The sequence below is a fragment of the Pseudomonas sp. JR33AA genome (assembly GCF_021378985.1).
GTDB classification, from domain to species: Bacteria; Pseudomonadota; Gammaproteobacteria; order Pseudomonadales; family Pseudomonadaceae; genus Aquipseudomonas; species Aquipseudomonas alloputida.
Genome location: NZ_JAJSAW010000004.1, coordinates 282,628 through 297,569, shown reverse-complemented (window position 1 = coordinate 297,569; position 14,942 = coordinate 282,628). Strand labels below are relative to the sequence as shown.

Here is a 14,942-nt window from a genome sequence, read left to right as displayed (position 1 = left end):
GTCAGTGCGCCTTCCGCGGGGTGATATAGCGATCGATGAAGGCCGGGTTGGCGGCCATGATGCGGCTGTAGACTTCAATGCCGAAGTCCACCCAGTCGCGCATCAGTTCGCAGTAGTGATAGGTCGGGTGCTGCGGGTCGCCGTAGCGCGCATAGCTTTCGTGGTAGCAGCCGCCGGAGCACAGGTTGCGGATGCGACAGCTTTCGCAGCCTGTGTTGCTGCGGTCCAGGCGCTGCGACAGAAAGTCGTTGAGCTGCGCCTGCTTCACGCCCTGGTGCACGTTACCGAAGGTCGGCAGGCTGGAGCCGGTGAAGCGGTGGCACAGGTTCAGCTCACCTTCGTGGTCCACTGCCAGCATCTTCAACCCGGCGCCACACGGCAGGGCCTTCTTGTGGCCTTCGTGGATGTCGGTGATCAACTGATGCAGGTTGGAGAAGCCGATGTTGCGGTGCTCCAGTGCCGCCTCCAGGTAGCGCCGGCCGAGGGACTTCATGTTGGCGAAGACTTGCACCAGCTCTTCGCCAGTGAGGTTGAAATCGGCCATATCACCAGACGTAACCGGGGCAAAGCCAACCTCGGCGAAACCCATTTCGTTGAACAGGTGGTTCCAGATGGTTTCCACGTCGGTGATGCCACGGGTCAGCGTGACCCGCGCGCCCACCGGCCGGCTGGTGTAGCGCGACAGCAGCAGGTCGGCCTTGCGCCGCACCACGTCATAGGTGCCCTGCCCACCCACGGTGATACGGTTGCGGTCGTGCACGGTCTTGGGGCCATCGATGCTGATCGACAAGCCAAAGCGGTGAGCGTTGAGCCAGTCGATGATTTCTTCGGTCAGCAAGGTAGCGTTGGTGGTCATGATGAACTCCACCTGCTTGCCCGCCTCGGCGAACCGCCGCTCGCAGTAAGCCACCATGTGCTCGATCAACGGTCGGTTGGACAGCGGTTCGCCACCGAAGAACACCACGCTGTAGCGCTGCTCGTTGGGTGATTCCTTGAGCAGCATTTCCACCGAGGCTTCGGCGGTGGCGGCACTCATCTTCTTGCCGGCGGATGGCTTGTCCAGGTCTTCCTTGTAGCAATAGGTGCAGCTGAGGTTGCAACCGGTGTTGACGTTGAGCACAACGGTGTTAAGCGCGGTGCGCTCGACCTGCCTGAGGGCGATTTCCGGGGTCAGCGGCGAGCCGTCGCTGACCAGCTCCAGCGCGATCAGCTCGCGCAGGGTGTCCTGGATATCGTCGCCGGCAAACTGCTGGCCAAGGCGCTGCATCAGCTCCTCGGCCGAGCAGCCTTGCTGGCGCAAGGTGTCGATGATGCCGCCGGTCACCGCGTCAGCGGTGAACAGCGAACTGCTGGGGATATGGAACAGCATGCGGTCGGCATCAACCTGTACTTCGTGCAGGTTGCGTTCGACCAGGTTCAGTAGTACGCCCATGGCGACCTCCCGATAATCGATCCGTTGGAAAACCGTTGCAGCCTGCCGTTACGGCAGCGGCGGGTTATTCCAGCGCTGTACGGTGACGATCATGTGCCCTTCACCGGTCTGGCCACCGTCGGCCAGCGTGGCGATGACCTTCAGGTTACCGGCGTTGTTGGTCATCATCTTGCGCTCAGGGTTGGGCCCGGCACCGCCTGGCACGAACACGCCGTCGGCCTGCATCTGCCCGGCGAACTTGACGTCCTCATCCTCGACAGCACGCTCGTTGAACGGCTCGACCTTCCAGCTGGCCGGCAGGTAGCCGATACGCAGCGGCTGGCCATTGGCATCCTTGCCCCAGGCTTCGGCCTCGAAACGCCCCTGCACTTTCGGCACGGCGGCGCCGTTCTCGCCAATGCGCGCGATGGAGAACGCCGGCACGACCTTCACTTCATCGACTTTGTCGTAAACCGCCAGGTTCACGCCCTTGAGCGCACCTACCGCCACCTCGCGCAGCCCTGGCCTGGCATCGGCCGCGGCGCGGGCCTTGACCCTTACCAGGGTCGGGGTCTGCTCCAGCACTTCGGTCACTTCCACCCCGGCGCCCAGGTCCGGCTTGCCAGCCAGGCCGCTGCCAACCAGGGTGATTTCGCTTTCGTCTCCGGCCTTGATGAACGCCGGTTGTACCGCCAGCAACTGCGCCTTGCCTTCTTTTACGGCGCTGAAGTCCAGGCCTCGTTCATCGTGATCGGCTTCAAACATACGGCCTTTCATTTCGCCATCGAGCGCGGCGAACACCTGGCGCAGGTTGGCATCGCCAACCTTCACATTGCCCCGCCATTCATAACCGTTGTACAGGATGGCCGAGCCGCTGCCGTTGAACGGTGTACCGTCGGCGTAAGCACCCTTGACCTCGACCTTGAAGGTATCGCCCTCTGCGGCCGTGACGCTCATCACCCCACGTACATCGCCCTTGGCCAACATATGGCCGCTGAATGCCCATTGCCCCGGCAGTACGTCCGCCTTGGGTTTGGCCTTCTGCCATTCGTCCCAGGCCGCGCTTTCCATCGGGTAACGCTTGGCAAGGTCCGGCACCACTTGCTGCAGGGCAATCGGCAGCCAATCGCGGTCACGCGCCTGGGCCTGGTATTCAAGGGAAGGCCATTGGCCAAGGTGGAAGTTGACCAGGTGTTCCCACTCCTTCGCCGGGCGCCGTTGCAAGGCAACACGGGCACCGGAGTGGCAACGGCCACAGGTCTCGCTGAGCTGGGTGTCGAAGTGCTCGACCGTATTGAGCCGGCGCTCCATGGCGTAACGCACGCCATCGGTTTCGCTGGGCGCCAGGCCCTGCTTGTCGGCCAGGTATTTGACCAGCGTGCGGCGGTCGTCGTCGCTGATCTGAAGGCCATGCATCACCTGCATGCGGGCGATGCTCATCAGCCAGCCTTCCGGCGTCTTGCGCTGGTGGCTGATGCGGCTATAGGTATCGTTGCCTTCGGGGATATGGCACCCCATGCACTTGTTCTGCAACAGGCTCGGGCCCTGCTCGGCCGCCATGGCCTGGGTGCTCAGCAGCGCGGCGGCGACCAGCGCCAGTTTGCCCGCATGCCGCCGGAGTCGAGTCGTCTTCAAGGTCAGACCTCCACGGTTGTTGTTCTTATCGTTTTCGCACGCTTTGGTACAGCAGGTGTGCATGTGAAGGTTGCGATACAGGAACTGTGCCAGTTGCAATAAAAGCTTTTCCTTTCAACCTTTTAAGCGGTTTTCGGGGTTTCACCAGCAGCAGAGATGGCCATTTGCAGCGTGCCATTTCGCGACAGCGTGTTTCATGTTGAGACAGGGGCCTGCTGCCCGCGAAGAGGCACGCACAGGCAGTGTTTCACCACCGTCTCACACCGTCTCAATGTGCAACAGCGCACCCTTGCAATCCGAACCTTGCATCACCGCAAAACCCAATCAGCTCAATGCCTTGCTGCCATCTGCCCAGCTTGGCACGGCCATTGCGCCAGTGCCCGTCACATCCAATGACAAGAGGCACAGCCCCATGCTTTCCGAACTGCCCATCCTGCCCGCCACCCGCGCCTTTCTCGAACGCAAGCTGAAGATGCGCATCGGTGCCGACTGGCAGGACGCCGCCAGCGGTCGCACCCTGTCGTTCCGCAACCCGGCCACCGGCGAGGTACTGGGTGAAGTGCCGGCCGCAGAGGCCGAAGATGTCGACCGCGCCGTGCGCGCTGCGCGCCAGGCCTTCGACGACTCGCCCTGGAGCCGCATGCGCCCTCGCGAGCGACAGAACCTGCTGTGGCGCCTGGCCGACCTGATGGAGCGCGATGCGCGCCAGCTGGCCGAACTGGAATGCCTGAACAATGGCAAGAGCGCCGCCGTGGCCCAGGTGATGGACGTGCAACTGGCCATCGACTTCCTGCGCTACATGGCGGGCTGGGCCACCAAGATCGAGGGTAGCACCGTCGAAGCGTCCATGCCGCTGATGCCCAACGACCAGTTCCACGGCTTCGTGCGCCGCGAGGCAGTGGGCGTGGTTGGCGCCATCGTTGCCTGGAACTTCCCACTGCTGCTGGCCTGCTGGAAGCTCGGCCCGGCACTCGCCACCGGCTGCACCGTGGTGCTCAAGCCCGCCGATGAAACCCCACTGAGCGTGCTCAAGCTGGCCGAGCTGGTCGACGAGGCCGGCTACCCGGCCGGCGTGTTCAACGTGGTAACCGGTACCGGCCTGAACGCCGGCGCCGCGCTCAGCCGCCACCCCGGCGTAGACAAGCTGACCTTCACCGGCTCCACCGAGGTCGGCAAGCTGATCGGCAAGGCAGCCATGGACAACATGACCCGCGTCACCCTGGAACTGGGCGGCAAGTCGCCGACCATCGTCATGCCCGACGCCAACCTGCAGGAAGCCGCAGCCGGTGCGGCCACGGCGATCTTCTTCAACCAGGGGCAGGTGTGCTGCGCAGGCTCGCGGCTGTATGTGCACCGCAAACACTTCGACAATGTGGTGGCCGACATCGCCGCAATTGCCAATGCCATGAAGCTGGGCAACGGGCTGGACCCGTCGGTGCAGATGGGCCCGCTGATTTCAGCCAAGCAGCAGGACCGCGTCACCGGCTACATCGAGCTTGGCCGCGAACTGGGGGCTACCATCGCCTGCGGGGGTGAAGGTTTCGGGCCTGGATACTTCGTCAAGCCGACGGTGATTGTCGATGTGAACCAGCGTCATCGCCTGGTACAGGAAGAAATCTTCGGGCCGGTACTGGTGGCGATGCCATTCGATGACATCGACGAAGTGATCGGCATGGCCAACGACAATCCCTACGGCCTGGGTGCCAGTATCTGGTCCAACGACCTGGCCGCTGTGCACCGCATGATCCCGCGCATCAAGTCCGGCTCGGTGTGGGTCAACTGCCACAGCGCGCTGGACCCGGCGCTGCCGTTTGGTGGCTACAAGATGTCCGGCGTTGGTCGTGAGATGGGCTCAGCGGCCATCGAGCATTACACCGAGCTGAAATCGGTCTTGATCAAGCTCTGATCTTTTTCCTGTACCGGCCTCTTCGCGGGTGAACCCGCGCCTACACGGCATGTGTTACCTGATGTAGGAGCGGGTTCACCCGCGAAGAGGCCGGTACAGGCAACAAAAAAACAACAATAAAAAACCATGGAGCAAACCCCATGAGGCACACCCTCGCCTGCACATTGGCCCTGCTATTAACCGCCCCCGCCAGCCAAGCCTACGAGCTGTACAACCACGATGGCACCACCCTCAACGCCAACCTCGAAGCCCTGTTCGGCGTCTTCCACAGCGACGAAAGCTTCAACCAGGCCGGCAACCGCCAACCCGGCAGCACCGCCTGGCAGGAAGGCTACGTAAAGTACGGCCTCAGCGGCAGCCAGACCCTGGCCGATAGCGGCGCCCTCTACGGCGCCTTCAGCCTGCTCAGTTCCGCCACCTGGGGCGATGGCGACGCCGCCGGCCTGACCTTGGGCGACGAACGCCGCACCGCCATCGAAGACCTGTACCTGGGCTGGCGCTCGGCCAACCTGTTCCCGGCGCTGGGCGAAGATGGCGTGGACATTTCCGGTGGCCGCCAGGTCGTCACCCTGGGTGATGGTTTCCTGATCCAGGGTGACCCGGTCAACCTGGGCAAGGTCGACCTGGGGGCCAACTTCGATCGCGGCGGTGCCTACTACCTTGCCGCACGCAAGGCCTTCGACCGCACCGCCGTGCTGCGCCTGGGTGGCAATCAGGGCTGGCGCGGTGACCTGATGTGGTTGAAGTCCGACAACCATTACCAGGCCGACACTTCCCTGGCGGTAGCCAACCTGGAGCACGTCGCCGATACCGGTACCGTCGGCCTGAGCTGGATCCGCGGCCTCGACGTGGACCCGCGTTACGCGCAGATCATGGGCCTGGAACATCGCGACGGCATGGACACCGCCAGCCTGCGCGGGCGCGGCAACCTGGGCGTCAAAGACCTGGAGCTGGCCGCCGAGTACGTGACCCAGGACAAGACCGGCGGGCGCGAGAATGCCTGGTACCTTGAGGGCAACTGGACCTTCTCCCAACTGCCCTGGTCACCGACCGCCACCTACCGCTACAGCCGCTTCTCCGAAGGCTTCGATCCGCTGTTCTATGGCCTGAGCCGGGGCTACGGCACCTGGTTCCAGGGTGAAGTGGCAGCCAACTATGCCGGGCCCTTCAACAAGAACAGCCAAGTGCACCATGTAGCGCTGAAGGGCAAACCACGGGACAACCTGACCGTCGGCGCGCTGTACTTCGACTTCGACACGCTGGACACCGACCAGGGCAACCTCGGCGGGCGCGAGCTGGACCTGTATGTGGAGTGGATGGTCAACGACCACCTGCTGATCAGCCCGGTGGCGGGGTTCTACAAGCCGGACCGCAGTGCGGCCAATGGCGGTACGCAACTGGGTGGGCGCGATACCGGGACCTACCTGCAGTTGGTCGTCGGTACCTTCTTCTGATCCGACGTCCTGGGTTGTATGGTCACTGTGGGAGCGGCCTTGCGTCGCGATGGGCCGCAAAGCGGCCCCAACAATCTCAAGCCAAGCCCTGCTCCCCCAGCCAGCGCCGCACACTGCCCTGCTGTTCAGCCGCAAGCCCTGCCAACACCGCCTCAACAGGCCGGCCACTGCGTATTTTTCGCACCACAGGCGCCAACTCCACCCCCTGCAAATGCCACACCCCCAACGGCTGGTCCGCTGTCACCACCACCTCGGCCGCATCCACCAGCCCATCACGCAGTACCGGCCGCCGCTCAACCCGCACCGCTTGCCAATCAGCCGCCTGATGCAGGGGTTGCGCATCCGGCCAGCCTTGGCGGCGTGACCAGAACGCTTGACCCACCCGGCGTTGTTCCTGGGCATAGAAATCCCGGCCAATGCGGGCAAAACGCAAGAACAGTTGCTCGACCCGCTGCTGGTGAAACTGCCGCGCCAACTCGGCCCGCTCAGGCCTGCGCAGCAGCGTATTGACCACCACCGGCGCCTGCAATGCCGAAGAGAGCGACTGAAAAATCCCGTTGCCCGACAGCGGGTCAACGGCCATCGCCGCATCGCCCACCCGGATCCAGTCCTGCCCGACACATTCACCCGCCAGAATGGCGGTACTGCTGCGTGCATGCACCTGGGCCGGTATCAATGCCTGATCGTCGAACAGTTCGGCGACCAACGCGCTGCCGCCCCGCAACGCCACGCAGTACGCTGCCAACCCAGCCTTCCCCGGCAGCCCTGCCGCGTCCTGGGTGACTTGCCAGTAACAGCGGCCATCTTCCAGCCGTGCCATCCACGCCCAGCCATTCTCCAGGCTCTCCACCGCCGACGCAGGCGCACCGGGGCTACCCTGCCAGACATTGAGCAGGCTGACCGTTTCCGGCCCACGCAGGCGGTCTGCGGCCAGGGGCGCCTGACGGCCTCGGGCCTCGACCAGGAAATCAGCGGTCAGCACCTGCCCATCGTCCAGGCGCACATGATGACCGCCCGCCTGCACGACCTCACGCACCCGCCCCTCGACCACTCTCACGCCTGCGCGCTGAAGATCTTCGCGCAGCGCCTGGTCAAAGCGCTGCCGGTCGAGCAAAAACTCCTGGTTCATGTGCAGGTGCTGGCCGTTCCAGTGCACCTGGCGGGTGGCCGGCATGGCCGCCTGGCTCAAGGCCCCGCCAAGGCCTGCGTGACGCAAGCCCTCCAGCACCCGCTGCGAAACGCCTTCAACTGCCGCGAAACGGCGCCACTGCGACACCACCGTCACGCTGTAACCCAGCCGCCGCAGGCCAATGGCCGTAGCGGCACCCGCAGGGCCGGCGCCCAGCACCACAATGCGCGGCTCAGCCATGGCGGGCACCTCGTCGCTCGGGGCCTTTGAAGGCTGCATGCTCACGCAACCAGTCATGCACCTGCTGGCGGTCCATGCCCTGGGCATCCCGCAGCAAGGCAGCAATCTTCCCGCTCAAAGCCGCGCAGCCCAGGCTCGCACCCGCCCGCTCCCCCGCGCCCACATACGCGCCAAAATCCGCCTGTCGAGTCCCCAGCCACGACCACTGGCCCGGTGCACAGCGGGCGTCGCCAGTGACCCGAATGACGCCTGGGTAGCTGGCCGGGAACACCGGACCACCCTGCGCCGGGCTGGATGCACACAACAGCACACCCGCAGCCAAAGCCTCGGCACAGGCCTGGTGCAATACAGGCCGGTCCTGCTGCAAGCCCAGGCTGAGGTTGACCAGCGTTGCCCCCGACTCCACCAGCCACAGCAATGCGGCAGCCACCTGCAACGCACTGGTGCTGGCCTGGGCACTGAACACCTGAGCCACCAGCACCGACACCGGGCCGGCCTCGTGTTGCAGGCTGGCGAGCACCGCACTGCCGTGCCCAAGCTGGTCAGGGAGCATTTCACCTTCGCGCAACTGGCCGTCTTCCAGCCAGAAACGGCGGGCGTCCAGCAAACCGCTGACCTGCTCCGGCGAGCAGCCACTGTCGATAAGGCCAACGCGCACGTCAGTGCCCATGTTTGATCACCTCCTGCGCCAGCACCTGCAACTGGCCGTCATGCAGTTGCAGGTGCAGGTCGGCATCGGCCAGGGTCGAAGCCCGGTGGCTGATCAGGATGCGCGTGCGGCCGGCGAACAGCTGGTCGATGGCCGCGATCACTTCGCGCTCGGTGGCTTCGTCCACCGCCGAAGTGGCCTCGTCCAGCACCAGGATCGCCGGAGCCTGCAATACCGCGCGGGCGATGGCAATACGCTGCTTCTGCCCGCCAGACAACTGCTGGCCACGCTCGCCCAGCAGGCCGTCCAGGCCCAACGGCAGGCTGTCGACGAGGCTGTCCAGCCGCGCCAGGCGCACCACCCGCTCCAGCGCTTCACGGCTGGCCTCAGGCACACCGTAGGCCAGGTTCTGCGCCAAGGTGCCACGGAATAACACAATGTCCTGGCTGACCACCGCAATACGCCGGCGCAGTGCAGCCAGGTCCAGGTCGCGCAGGTCGGTGCCGTCCAGCAGGATGCGCCCGGCGTCCGGGTCGTAGAAGCGCTGCAGCAGGTCGATCAGGGTTGACTTGCCCACCCCGGAGGCACCGCTGATGGCGACTTTCAGGCCACCCGGGATGCTCACCTGCACGTTGTTCAGTACCGCACCCTGGCGCCCCTCATGGGCAAAGCTCAGCGCCTCCAGGCGCAACTCGCCGGGGCCATCGGGGATGGGCTTCGGGTTGGCGGTCTGATGTACCGCTACCGCTTCCTGCTTCAATTCCATCACCCTTCCCAGGCTGACAGCCATGCGCTGCACCGCCACGTACAAGCCCAACAGGCTCTGCACCGGCCCAACCGCCATGCCCATGTAAGTTGAAAAAGCGATCAGCGCGCCCAGCTGCCAGGTGCCCTGGATAACCCACCAACCACCAACCAGGAACGCGCAGGCGCGGCACCACGAGGTGAGCGTGCCGGGGATGGCCTGGGTGAAAAACTCCGTCACCTGCACCTTCAGCAACTGGCGCATGTAACCTTGGCCAAGCTGGTCCAGGCGCCCTGCTTCCCGGCCTTGCTGTCCGGCCGCCTGGATGAACTTCATCGCCGGCAGGGTCTCGACCAGAAAAGACGACACATCCGCCGAGCGCTCCCGCAAGTTGCGCACTTCGCGTTCCACCTTGCGCCGCATCCAGCGCAGCCACAGCACCTCGATCGGCACCAGCAGCGCCAGCAACAGGGACAACTGCCACGACAGCATCAGCATCAACGCCACCGCGCCCACCAGGCCGATCACCGCCGACACCGCCGAGAACAGCGAGTCCACGGCAAAGCGCTGGATCTCTGCCACATCGCCATCCAGCCGCGAAAGAATGTCGCCGATACGCCGCCGCCCGTAGAAGGTCGGTGACAATTGCTGCAGATGGCGGTAAAGGTCGTCGCGCAGGGCGAACAGGATGCGCCCCGACAAGCGCGTATGCAGGTAGCGGTTGACCCCAGCCAGCACAGTGCCCAGCAGGCCCGCGCCGATCATGATTGCCGCCATGTGCCAGAGGGTCTGGTAGTCCTTGGCCAACAGCCCTTCGTCGATCAGGGTCTTGACCAGCCAGGGTTGCGCCAGCGCCAGCAGCGATGCACCCAGCGACAAGCCGAGCAACAGGCCGATGGCACGCCGGTGCGGGCGCACGAAACCATACAGCCAGGCCAAAGCCTGGCGCATGAGTACAGGGTCGCTGGAATCCACCAGCCTTGCGAACAGGCCGCCCACGTCAGCCGCGCAACTGCTTGAGCTTGCGGTACAGCGTCGCCCGGCTGATACCCAGTGCCTCGGCGGCGGCCGAAACGTTGCCTTGATGACGCGCCAGAGCACCGCGGATCTGTTCCAGTTCATGGTCCTTGAGGCTGCCGGAGGGCGCTGCGCTGCTGGCCAGTTCGTCCAGCAGGCAGTCGGTAAGGTGATCGAGGGTCAGCACCTGCTCGCCGTCCTCGCGCATGGCCAGGGCGGTGCGCACCACCATTTCCAGCTGGCGGATGTTGCCTGGCCAGTCGAAGCCTTCGAGCAACGCGGTCAACGCCGGGTCGAGGGTTACGCCACGCGCATCGGCCTTGTCCAGCAGGCCCTGGATGATCGCCGCCAGGTCATCACGTTCGCGCAGGGCCGGCAGGCGCAGCGACACCCCGTTGACCCGGTAGTACAGGTCTTCACGGAAGTGCTGTTCCTGGACCAGGCGCTTGAGGTCGCGGTGGGTGGCACAGATCAGCGCCACGTCGATGTCCTGCTCGTCACCCGCCCCCAATGGTGCCACGCGGCGCTCCTGCAGCACCCGCAGCAGGCGTGCTTGCAGGGCCAGCGGCATGTCGCCGATTTCGTCGAGGAACAGCGTGCCACCATGGGCCTGCATCAGCCGCCCGACCATGCCACCCCGGCGCGAACCTGTAAAGGCGCCCTCGCGATAGCCGAACAGTTCGGACTCGATCAGCCCCTCGGGTATAGCTGCGCAGTTGACTGCCACAAACGGTTTGTCGGCACGCGGGCTGGCCTGGTGCAAGGCGCGAGCGACCACTTCCTTGCCGGTACCGGTTTCGCCCAGCAGCAGCACTGGCAAACCATTGCCAAGCCCCTGGCGAGCCATGCGCAGGTTGCGCGCCAGGCGTTGATCACCACCGGCCAGTGCATAGAGCGCCGGCGACTGCTTGCCCAGCACCGGCTTGCTTGCCGGCGTGCTGCCATTGACCCGGCCATGGCGTGGCAGCTGCAAGGCACGGAAGTGGAACTCGCCCTTGGCCGTCTGCACACTGCTCACACCGCCCTGCCACAGGCGCGCAATGAACGCAGGCGACCGCTCGCCGAGCAGATCAGTGCTGCGCCGGCCGATCAGCTCATGGCGCGGCACCTGCAACAGCTGGCAGGCACTGTCGTTGGCGGCCAGCACTTCACCGTCCAGGCTCAGGGCCAACAGGCCGTGCCAGGCGCTGTTGAGGTACTGCGGGCGGCTGTGGAAGGCCAGCACCAGATGCTCCGGATGGCACAGGCCAAACAGGCGGCCTTCAATGTTGCCGGCAGCCAGCATCAGGGTCGACAGGCTGTCCTGCGGTTGCGCCATCACCCCTTCACGGGTGATGTCGAGCACGCCGATCACCTCGCCCCGCGGGTCGCGCAGTGGGACGGAAGTACAGGAAAAGGGGCTGAGGCGGTCGAGGTAATGTTCGCCGCAGTTGATCAGTGTCGGCCGGCCTTCGACCACGGCCGTGCCGATGGCGTTGGTGCCACGCAGCGATTCACTCCAGCAGCTACCCGGGTGCAGGTCGCGCAGGCCCTCACGTTGCAGCACGTGCTTCTGGCCTTCGATGGCCAGCACGTTGGCCTGGGCATCGCCGAGGATGACGATGCCAGCCTTGCCCTGGCGCGCGACCAGGTAGTCGAGTTCGGGGGTAACGGCATCGATCAGCAGGCGGTTGCGCTCCAGCAGCATACGCAGGTCATGGCCCTGTTGCAGGCCCAGGCCGACCTGTTCGCCCTGCAGGCAGTCCAGGCCGTGGCCCAGGCTGCGGCGCCAGGAGGCATCGATCTCGTCGCGCAGCATGCCCAGCGGTAGTTCGCCTTCGCTGGCCAGCTTCAGGCGGGCCTCGCGGGATTCGTGCAGCGGGTCGTGGGCGTTTGTTATAAGTTGTCGCGCCATTTTCTACTCCGGCTGTGCCCCGCAATGTGACGGGGTACGGGCTTGGGAATTTTCCGCAGTGTGCGGGAGAAATGGCTGGGCGTCATCTGGTTGATGAATGCGGCGTGGCCGGGGCATGGCGCGCGTTTTGAGAGGAGGCCCCGGGGTATCGGAGGCAATCACCTGATTGCGTTGTCTGCATCGGCCTCTTCGCGGGTAAACCCGCCCTTACAAGTACAGCGCTGGCCTCAGGCTTGGCGCGGTCCTTTGTAGGAGCGGGTTTACCCGCGAAGAGGCCCTCAAGCCCGATCACGGCTGCAGATTCTGGCTCAAGAACTTGTCCACCGTAGCCGTGCCCTCCCCCGCATCGCCCGCCACCTGCCACAGCCGCCGTTCAATCCCCTGCGCCAGCAAGTGCCCCACCGCCGATTCAATCGCCGACAGCACGCACAATTGCGCCGGCTCATTGGTGGTATACCCCACCTCGGCCTCCAGCAATTTCTTGAACTCAATGAACTTGAACACCCCGGCACTGCGCCCTACCGAGTAGATGGTCTTGCTGGTCATCACGTTGGCCAGCACCTGCCCGGTGCGCACGTCCACGGCGCGCAGGTTGACGGTGACCTGGTCGACGCGGTACTCGCGAGAGATGTCGATCCCCAGGTAACGGGCGCCTTCGCCGCCGCTGCGCACGTTGGTGTCGTAGGCGATGATGCCGCCCTCCAGCATCAGGTTGGCGGCCTGCAGCGGTGGCAGTTCGCCCATGATGTTTTCGGCTACATCCGGCTTTTTCTGCGAAGCACGGATGATCTTGCGCTCGGTCAGCAGGTTCTGCAGCCCTTCACGCTCCAGCACCACGAACCAGCCGCTGGCGCTCAGGGCGTCCATCAACATGCTTGCCGCGCCTTGGGTGACGCTGGTGGAAAACGAGCTGGCCGGGGTGGGCTTGTACTGCCCGGTCTGGTCGCGGAAGCCGTATACCACAGCCATCAGCCGGCCTTTGGGCCGTGGCATGTTGATCAGGTCGTAGTAGGTCGAGGCCCGAGGGGTCAGGGTCGGGGTTTCCGAGTCCTGTTCGGCCGACATGGGTTCGCGCAGGCTGCAACCACTTTGCAGGCCCAGGGCGGTGAGGATCAGCAGCGCGCTCAGCAGACGTTTCATGGTGTTCTCTCCCCAACATAAAAGCCCTTCCCTCTCAGGGGTTCAGGCCGCTGACCTCAATGATCGAAATCTCTCCTGTGGCACGATCGGTGACCTTGATGCTCAAGGCCCCGGAATCGTCGATGACGTCGATGAGAAACGCATCGGTCGCCATGCTGCCGGTGTTGCCGTTACTGATGTTGTCCAGCAACTGCGACAACATCCGCGACTCCAACTGGTTGCTGAAGCGCTCAAGGGCCGTGGTGCCGGTAAAGGCCGAGGCACGGTCCTTGAGGTCCGGGTCGTCGTAGTCGTTCTGCGCCTGGGCGTTGTTCAGCAGCCAGGTGCCGTTCAACGGGTTGCCGCCAAAGGCCGGGTTGACCGGGGTGTACACCAGCTCGGTGGCCTGGGCAGCACAGGCGCTGGCCAGCAGGCAGGCGGCAACGCAACGGGGTATGCGGTGGTTCATAGCTCGTCCCTCTCCAAGTCGGTGGTGTCCTGTAGCAGGCGTTGCAGCTTGCGTTGAATGATCTGCTGCTTGACCAGGTCGGCAGCGGCGACGGCCTCGTCCTTGAGCTCGGTGGTATTGGGTGGCAGGAAGCGGCGGTACATCACTTCACGCTCGAACTCCACCGTCACCAGGCTGCCCCAGCGGGCATCCGGGCGTTCGCGTACCACCAGGTTGAAGTCCAGACGGCTGGTGGCACGCAGGCGGTCGGCGAAGTAGTAGTAAAAGTCGTGGCCGATGTGCGAGATGGTGTTGTCGACGATAAAACCCTGCATCTCGTCTTCAGCACCCGCCCTGGCGCAGGTGGTCACCCCTGCCATCAGCAGCAGGCTCAGGCACAGCGCAGCCAGGGGCTTCATGGCGTGCCTCCCGGGCCTGCCTGCGTCTGCACACCGCGTGCACTTTCGGTAAAGGCCTGCTCGGCGACGAACTGCCAGTCGCTGTAGTGCTCCATCCCCTCGAACCCGCTCCATTCGGCGCTGAAGCCACTGCGCTTGAAAGGGGTGGCGTCGGAGCGGCTGTACACCCCGGTGATACGGCCGTCGATCGAGCGCAGCAGGCCCCATTCGTTGCTGTTGCTGATCGGGTCAGGGTAAAGCCTGCGAATGTGCCGTTTGGCCTGCGGGAAGCGGTTGTCCTGCAGCAGGTCGATAAGGTCCTGGGGGTACTGGGCCAGCCCTGGCGAGGCCCGGTAGTAGCTGCGCAAGGCCTGGGCATACTGGCTGCCGACCCACAGCAACTGGCGTTCGCGGTCGCGCTGGGCGGCGCTTGCCCAGATTGTGCCGGTGGCCGCCAGGGCTACGCTGCTGACCGCAATCAACAGCAGCACACCCAGGTAGGTGAAGCCGCCGTTGGCCTTACCACTCAGCGAAGAGGCTGCCATCACGCGCCCTCCCTGTGGCACCGCTCTTGATATCGGCAACGCCGCCCGCCACGCCCTCGGGCGGCGGCACCAGCTGCCAGGCATCGCTGCGCTCGGTGATCGGGTCGACCGGTGTGTTGCGCAGGTAACGTTGTTCCACCAGTTGTTCCAGCGAATCGGGGTAGTGGCCGGTATCACCGTAGTAGTGGTCCAGCGCCTCGCGCAGCACGGCCAGGCTTTGACGCAGGGTGGCCTCGCGCGAGCTTTCCAGGCTGTTGAAGTAGCGCGGCATGGCGATGGTCATCAGCGTGGCGATGATCGCCATCACCACCAGCAGTTCGATCAGGGTGAAGCCTTTGCTGCGCTTCATGGC

13 protein-coding genes are annotated in these 14,942 nt (G+C 64.7%); 2 read left to right on the top strand and 11 right to left on the bottom strand.

The features are described from left to right. Position 1: 1 nt before the first annotated feature. Positions 2-1,432 carry a quinohemoprotein amine dehydrogenase maturation protein gene (gene peaB, locus LVS58_RS09495; protein WP_233690852.1) on the bottom strand — a complete coding sequence of 477 codons (1,431 nt, stop codon included), beginning with the start codon at positions 1,430-1,432 and terminating at the stop codon, positions 2-4. 48 nt (positions 1,433-1,480) lie between these two features. After that, complete coding sequence (gene peaA / locus LVS58_RS09490) at positions 1,481-3,046, bottom strand: quinohemoprotein amine dehydrogenase subunit alpha (RefSeq protein ID WP_233690851.1); 1,566 nt, start codon at positions 3,044-3,046, stop codon at positions 1,481-1,483. Positions 3,047-3,458: 412 nt separating this feature from the next. On the opposite strand from peaA, the gene LVS58_RS09485 reads away from it, so the two are divergent. Then, positions 3,459-4,952, top strand: a complete 1,494-nt coding sequence (locus LVS58_RS09485) for an aldehyde dehydrogenase family protein (protein WP_233690850.1) — start codon at positions 3,459-3,461, stop codon at positions 4,950-4,952. A gap of 140 nt (positions 4,953-5,092) precedes the next feature. Continuing rightward, entirely contained in the window at positions 5,093-6,406 is a 1,314-nt protein-coding gene (locus LVS58_RS09480) for an alginate export family protein (RefSeq protein ID WP_233690849.1), read from the top strand. 76 nt (positions 6,407-6,482) lie between these two features. Here the strand turns inward: LVS58_RS09480 and qhpG are convergent, their stop codons facing one another. The 9 genes from qhpG to LVS58_RS09435 form a co-directional block, all read right to left on the bottom strand. Beyond that, entirely contained in the window at positions 6,483-7,775 is a 1,293-nt protein-coding gene (gene qhpG / locus LVS58_RS09475; RefSeq protein ID WP_233690848.1) for a flavin-dependent monooxygenase QhpG, read from the bottom strand. Then, on the bottom strand, positions 7,768-8,445 hold the full coding sequence (qhpE, locus tag LVS58_RS09470; RefSeq protein WP_233690847.1) for a subtilisin-like serine protease QhpE: 678 nt from the start codon (positions 8,443-8,445) through the stop codon (positions 7,768-7,770). The genes qhpG and qhpE overlap by 8 nt, the downstream gene beginning before the upstream one ends. Beyond that, positions 8,435-10,168 carry an ABC transporter ATP-binding protein gene (locus tag LVS58_RS09465; protein WP_233690846.1) on the bottom strand — a complete coding sequence of 578 codons (1,734 nt, stop codon included), beginning with the start codon at positions 10,166-10,168 and terminating at the stop codon, positions 8,435-8,437. Before LVS58_RS09465 ends, qhpE begins: the two co-directional genes overlap by 11 nt. A 1-nt stretch (position 10,169) precedes the next feature. After that, complete coding sequence (locus LVS58_RS09460) at positions 10,170-12,080, bottom strand: sigma-54-dependent Fis family transcriptional regulator (protein ID WP_233690845.1); 1,911 nt, start codon at positions 12,078-12,080, stop codon at positions 10,170-10,172. A 288-nt stretch (positions 12,081-12,368) separates the two neighbouring features. Continuing rightward, on the bottom strand, positions 12,369-13,220 hold the full coding sequence (locus LVS58_RS09455) for a CsgG/HfaB family protein (RefSeq protein ID WP_233690844.1): 852 nt from the start codon (positions 13,218-13,220) through the stop codon (positions 12,369-12,371). Positions 13,221-13,254: 34 nt separating this feature from the next. Further along, positions 13,255-13,668 (bottom strand): curli assembly protein CsgF, encoded by a 414-nt coding sequence (locus LVS58_RS09450; RefSeq protein ID WP_233690843.1) that lies wholly within the window; start codon positions 13,666-13,668, stop codon positions 13,255-13,257. Further along, complete coding sequence (gene csgE / locus LVS58_RS09445) at positions 13,665-14,066, bottom strand: curli production assembly/transport protein CsgE (RefSeq protein ID WP_233690842.1); 402 nt, start codon at positions 14,064-14,066, stop codon at positions 13,665-13,667. Before csgE ends, LVS58_RS09450 begins: the two co-directional genes overlap by 4 nt. Then, positions 14,063-14,590 carry a type II secretion system protein gene (locus tag LVS58_RS09440; RefSeq protein WP_233690841.1) on the bottom strand — a complete coding sequence of 176 codons (528 nt, stop codon included), beginning with the start codon at positions 14,588-14,590 and terminating at the stop codon, positions 14,063-14,065. Before LVS58_RS09440 ends, csgE begins: the two co-directional genes overlap by 4 nt. Further along, positions 14,565-14,939: a type II secretion system protein gene (locus LVS58_RS09435; RefSeq protein WP_003247965.1), complete on the bottom strand. Its 375-nt coding sequence runs from the start codon at positions 14,937-14,939 to the stop codon at positions 14,565-14,567. Before LVS58_RS09435 ends, LVS58_RS09440 begins: the two co-directional genes overlap by 26 nt. Positions 14,940-14,942: the final 3 nt, after the last annotated feature.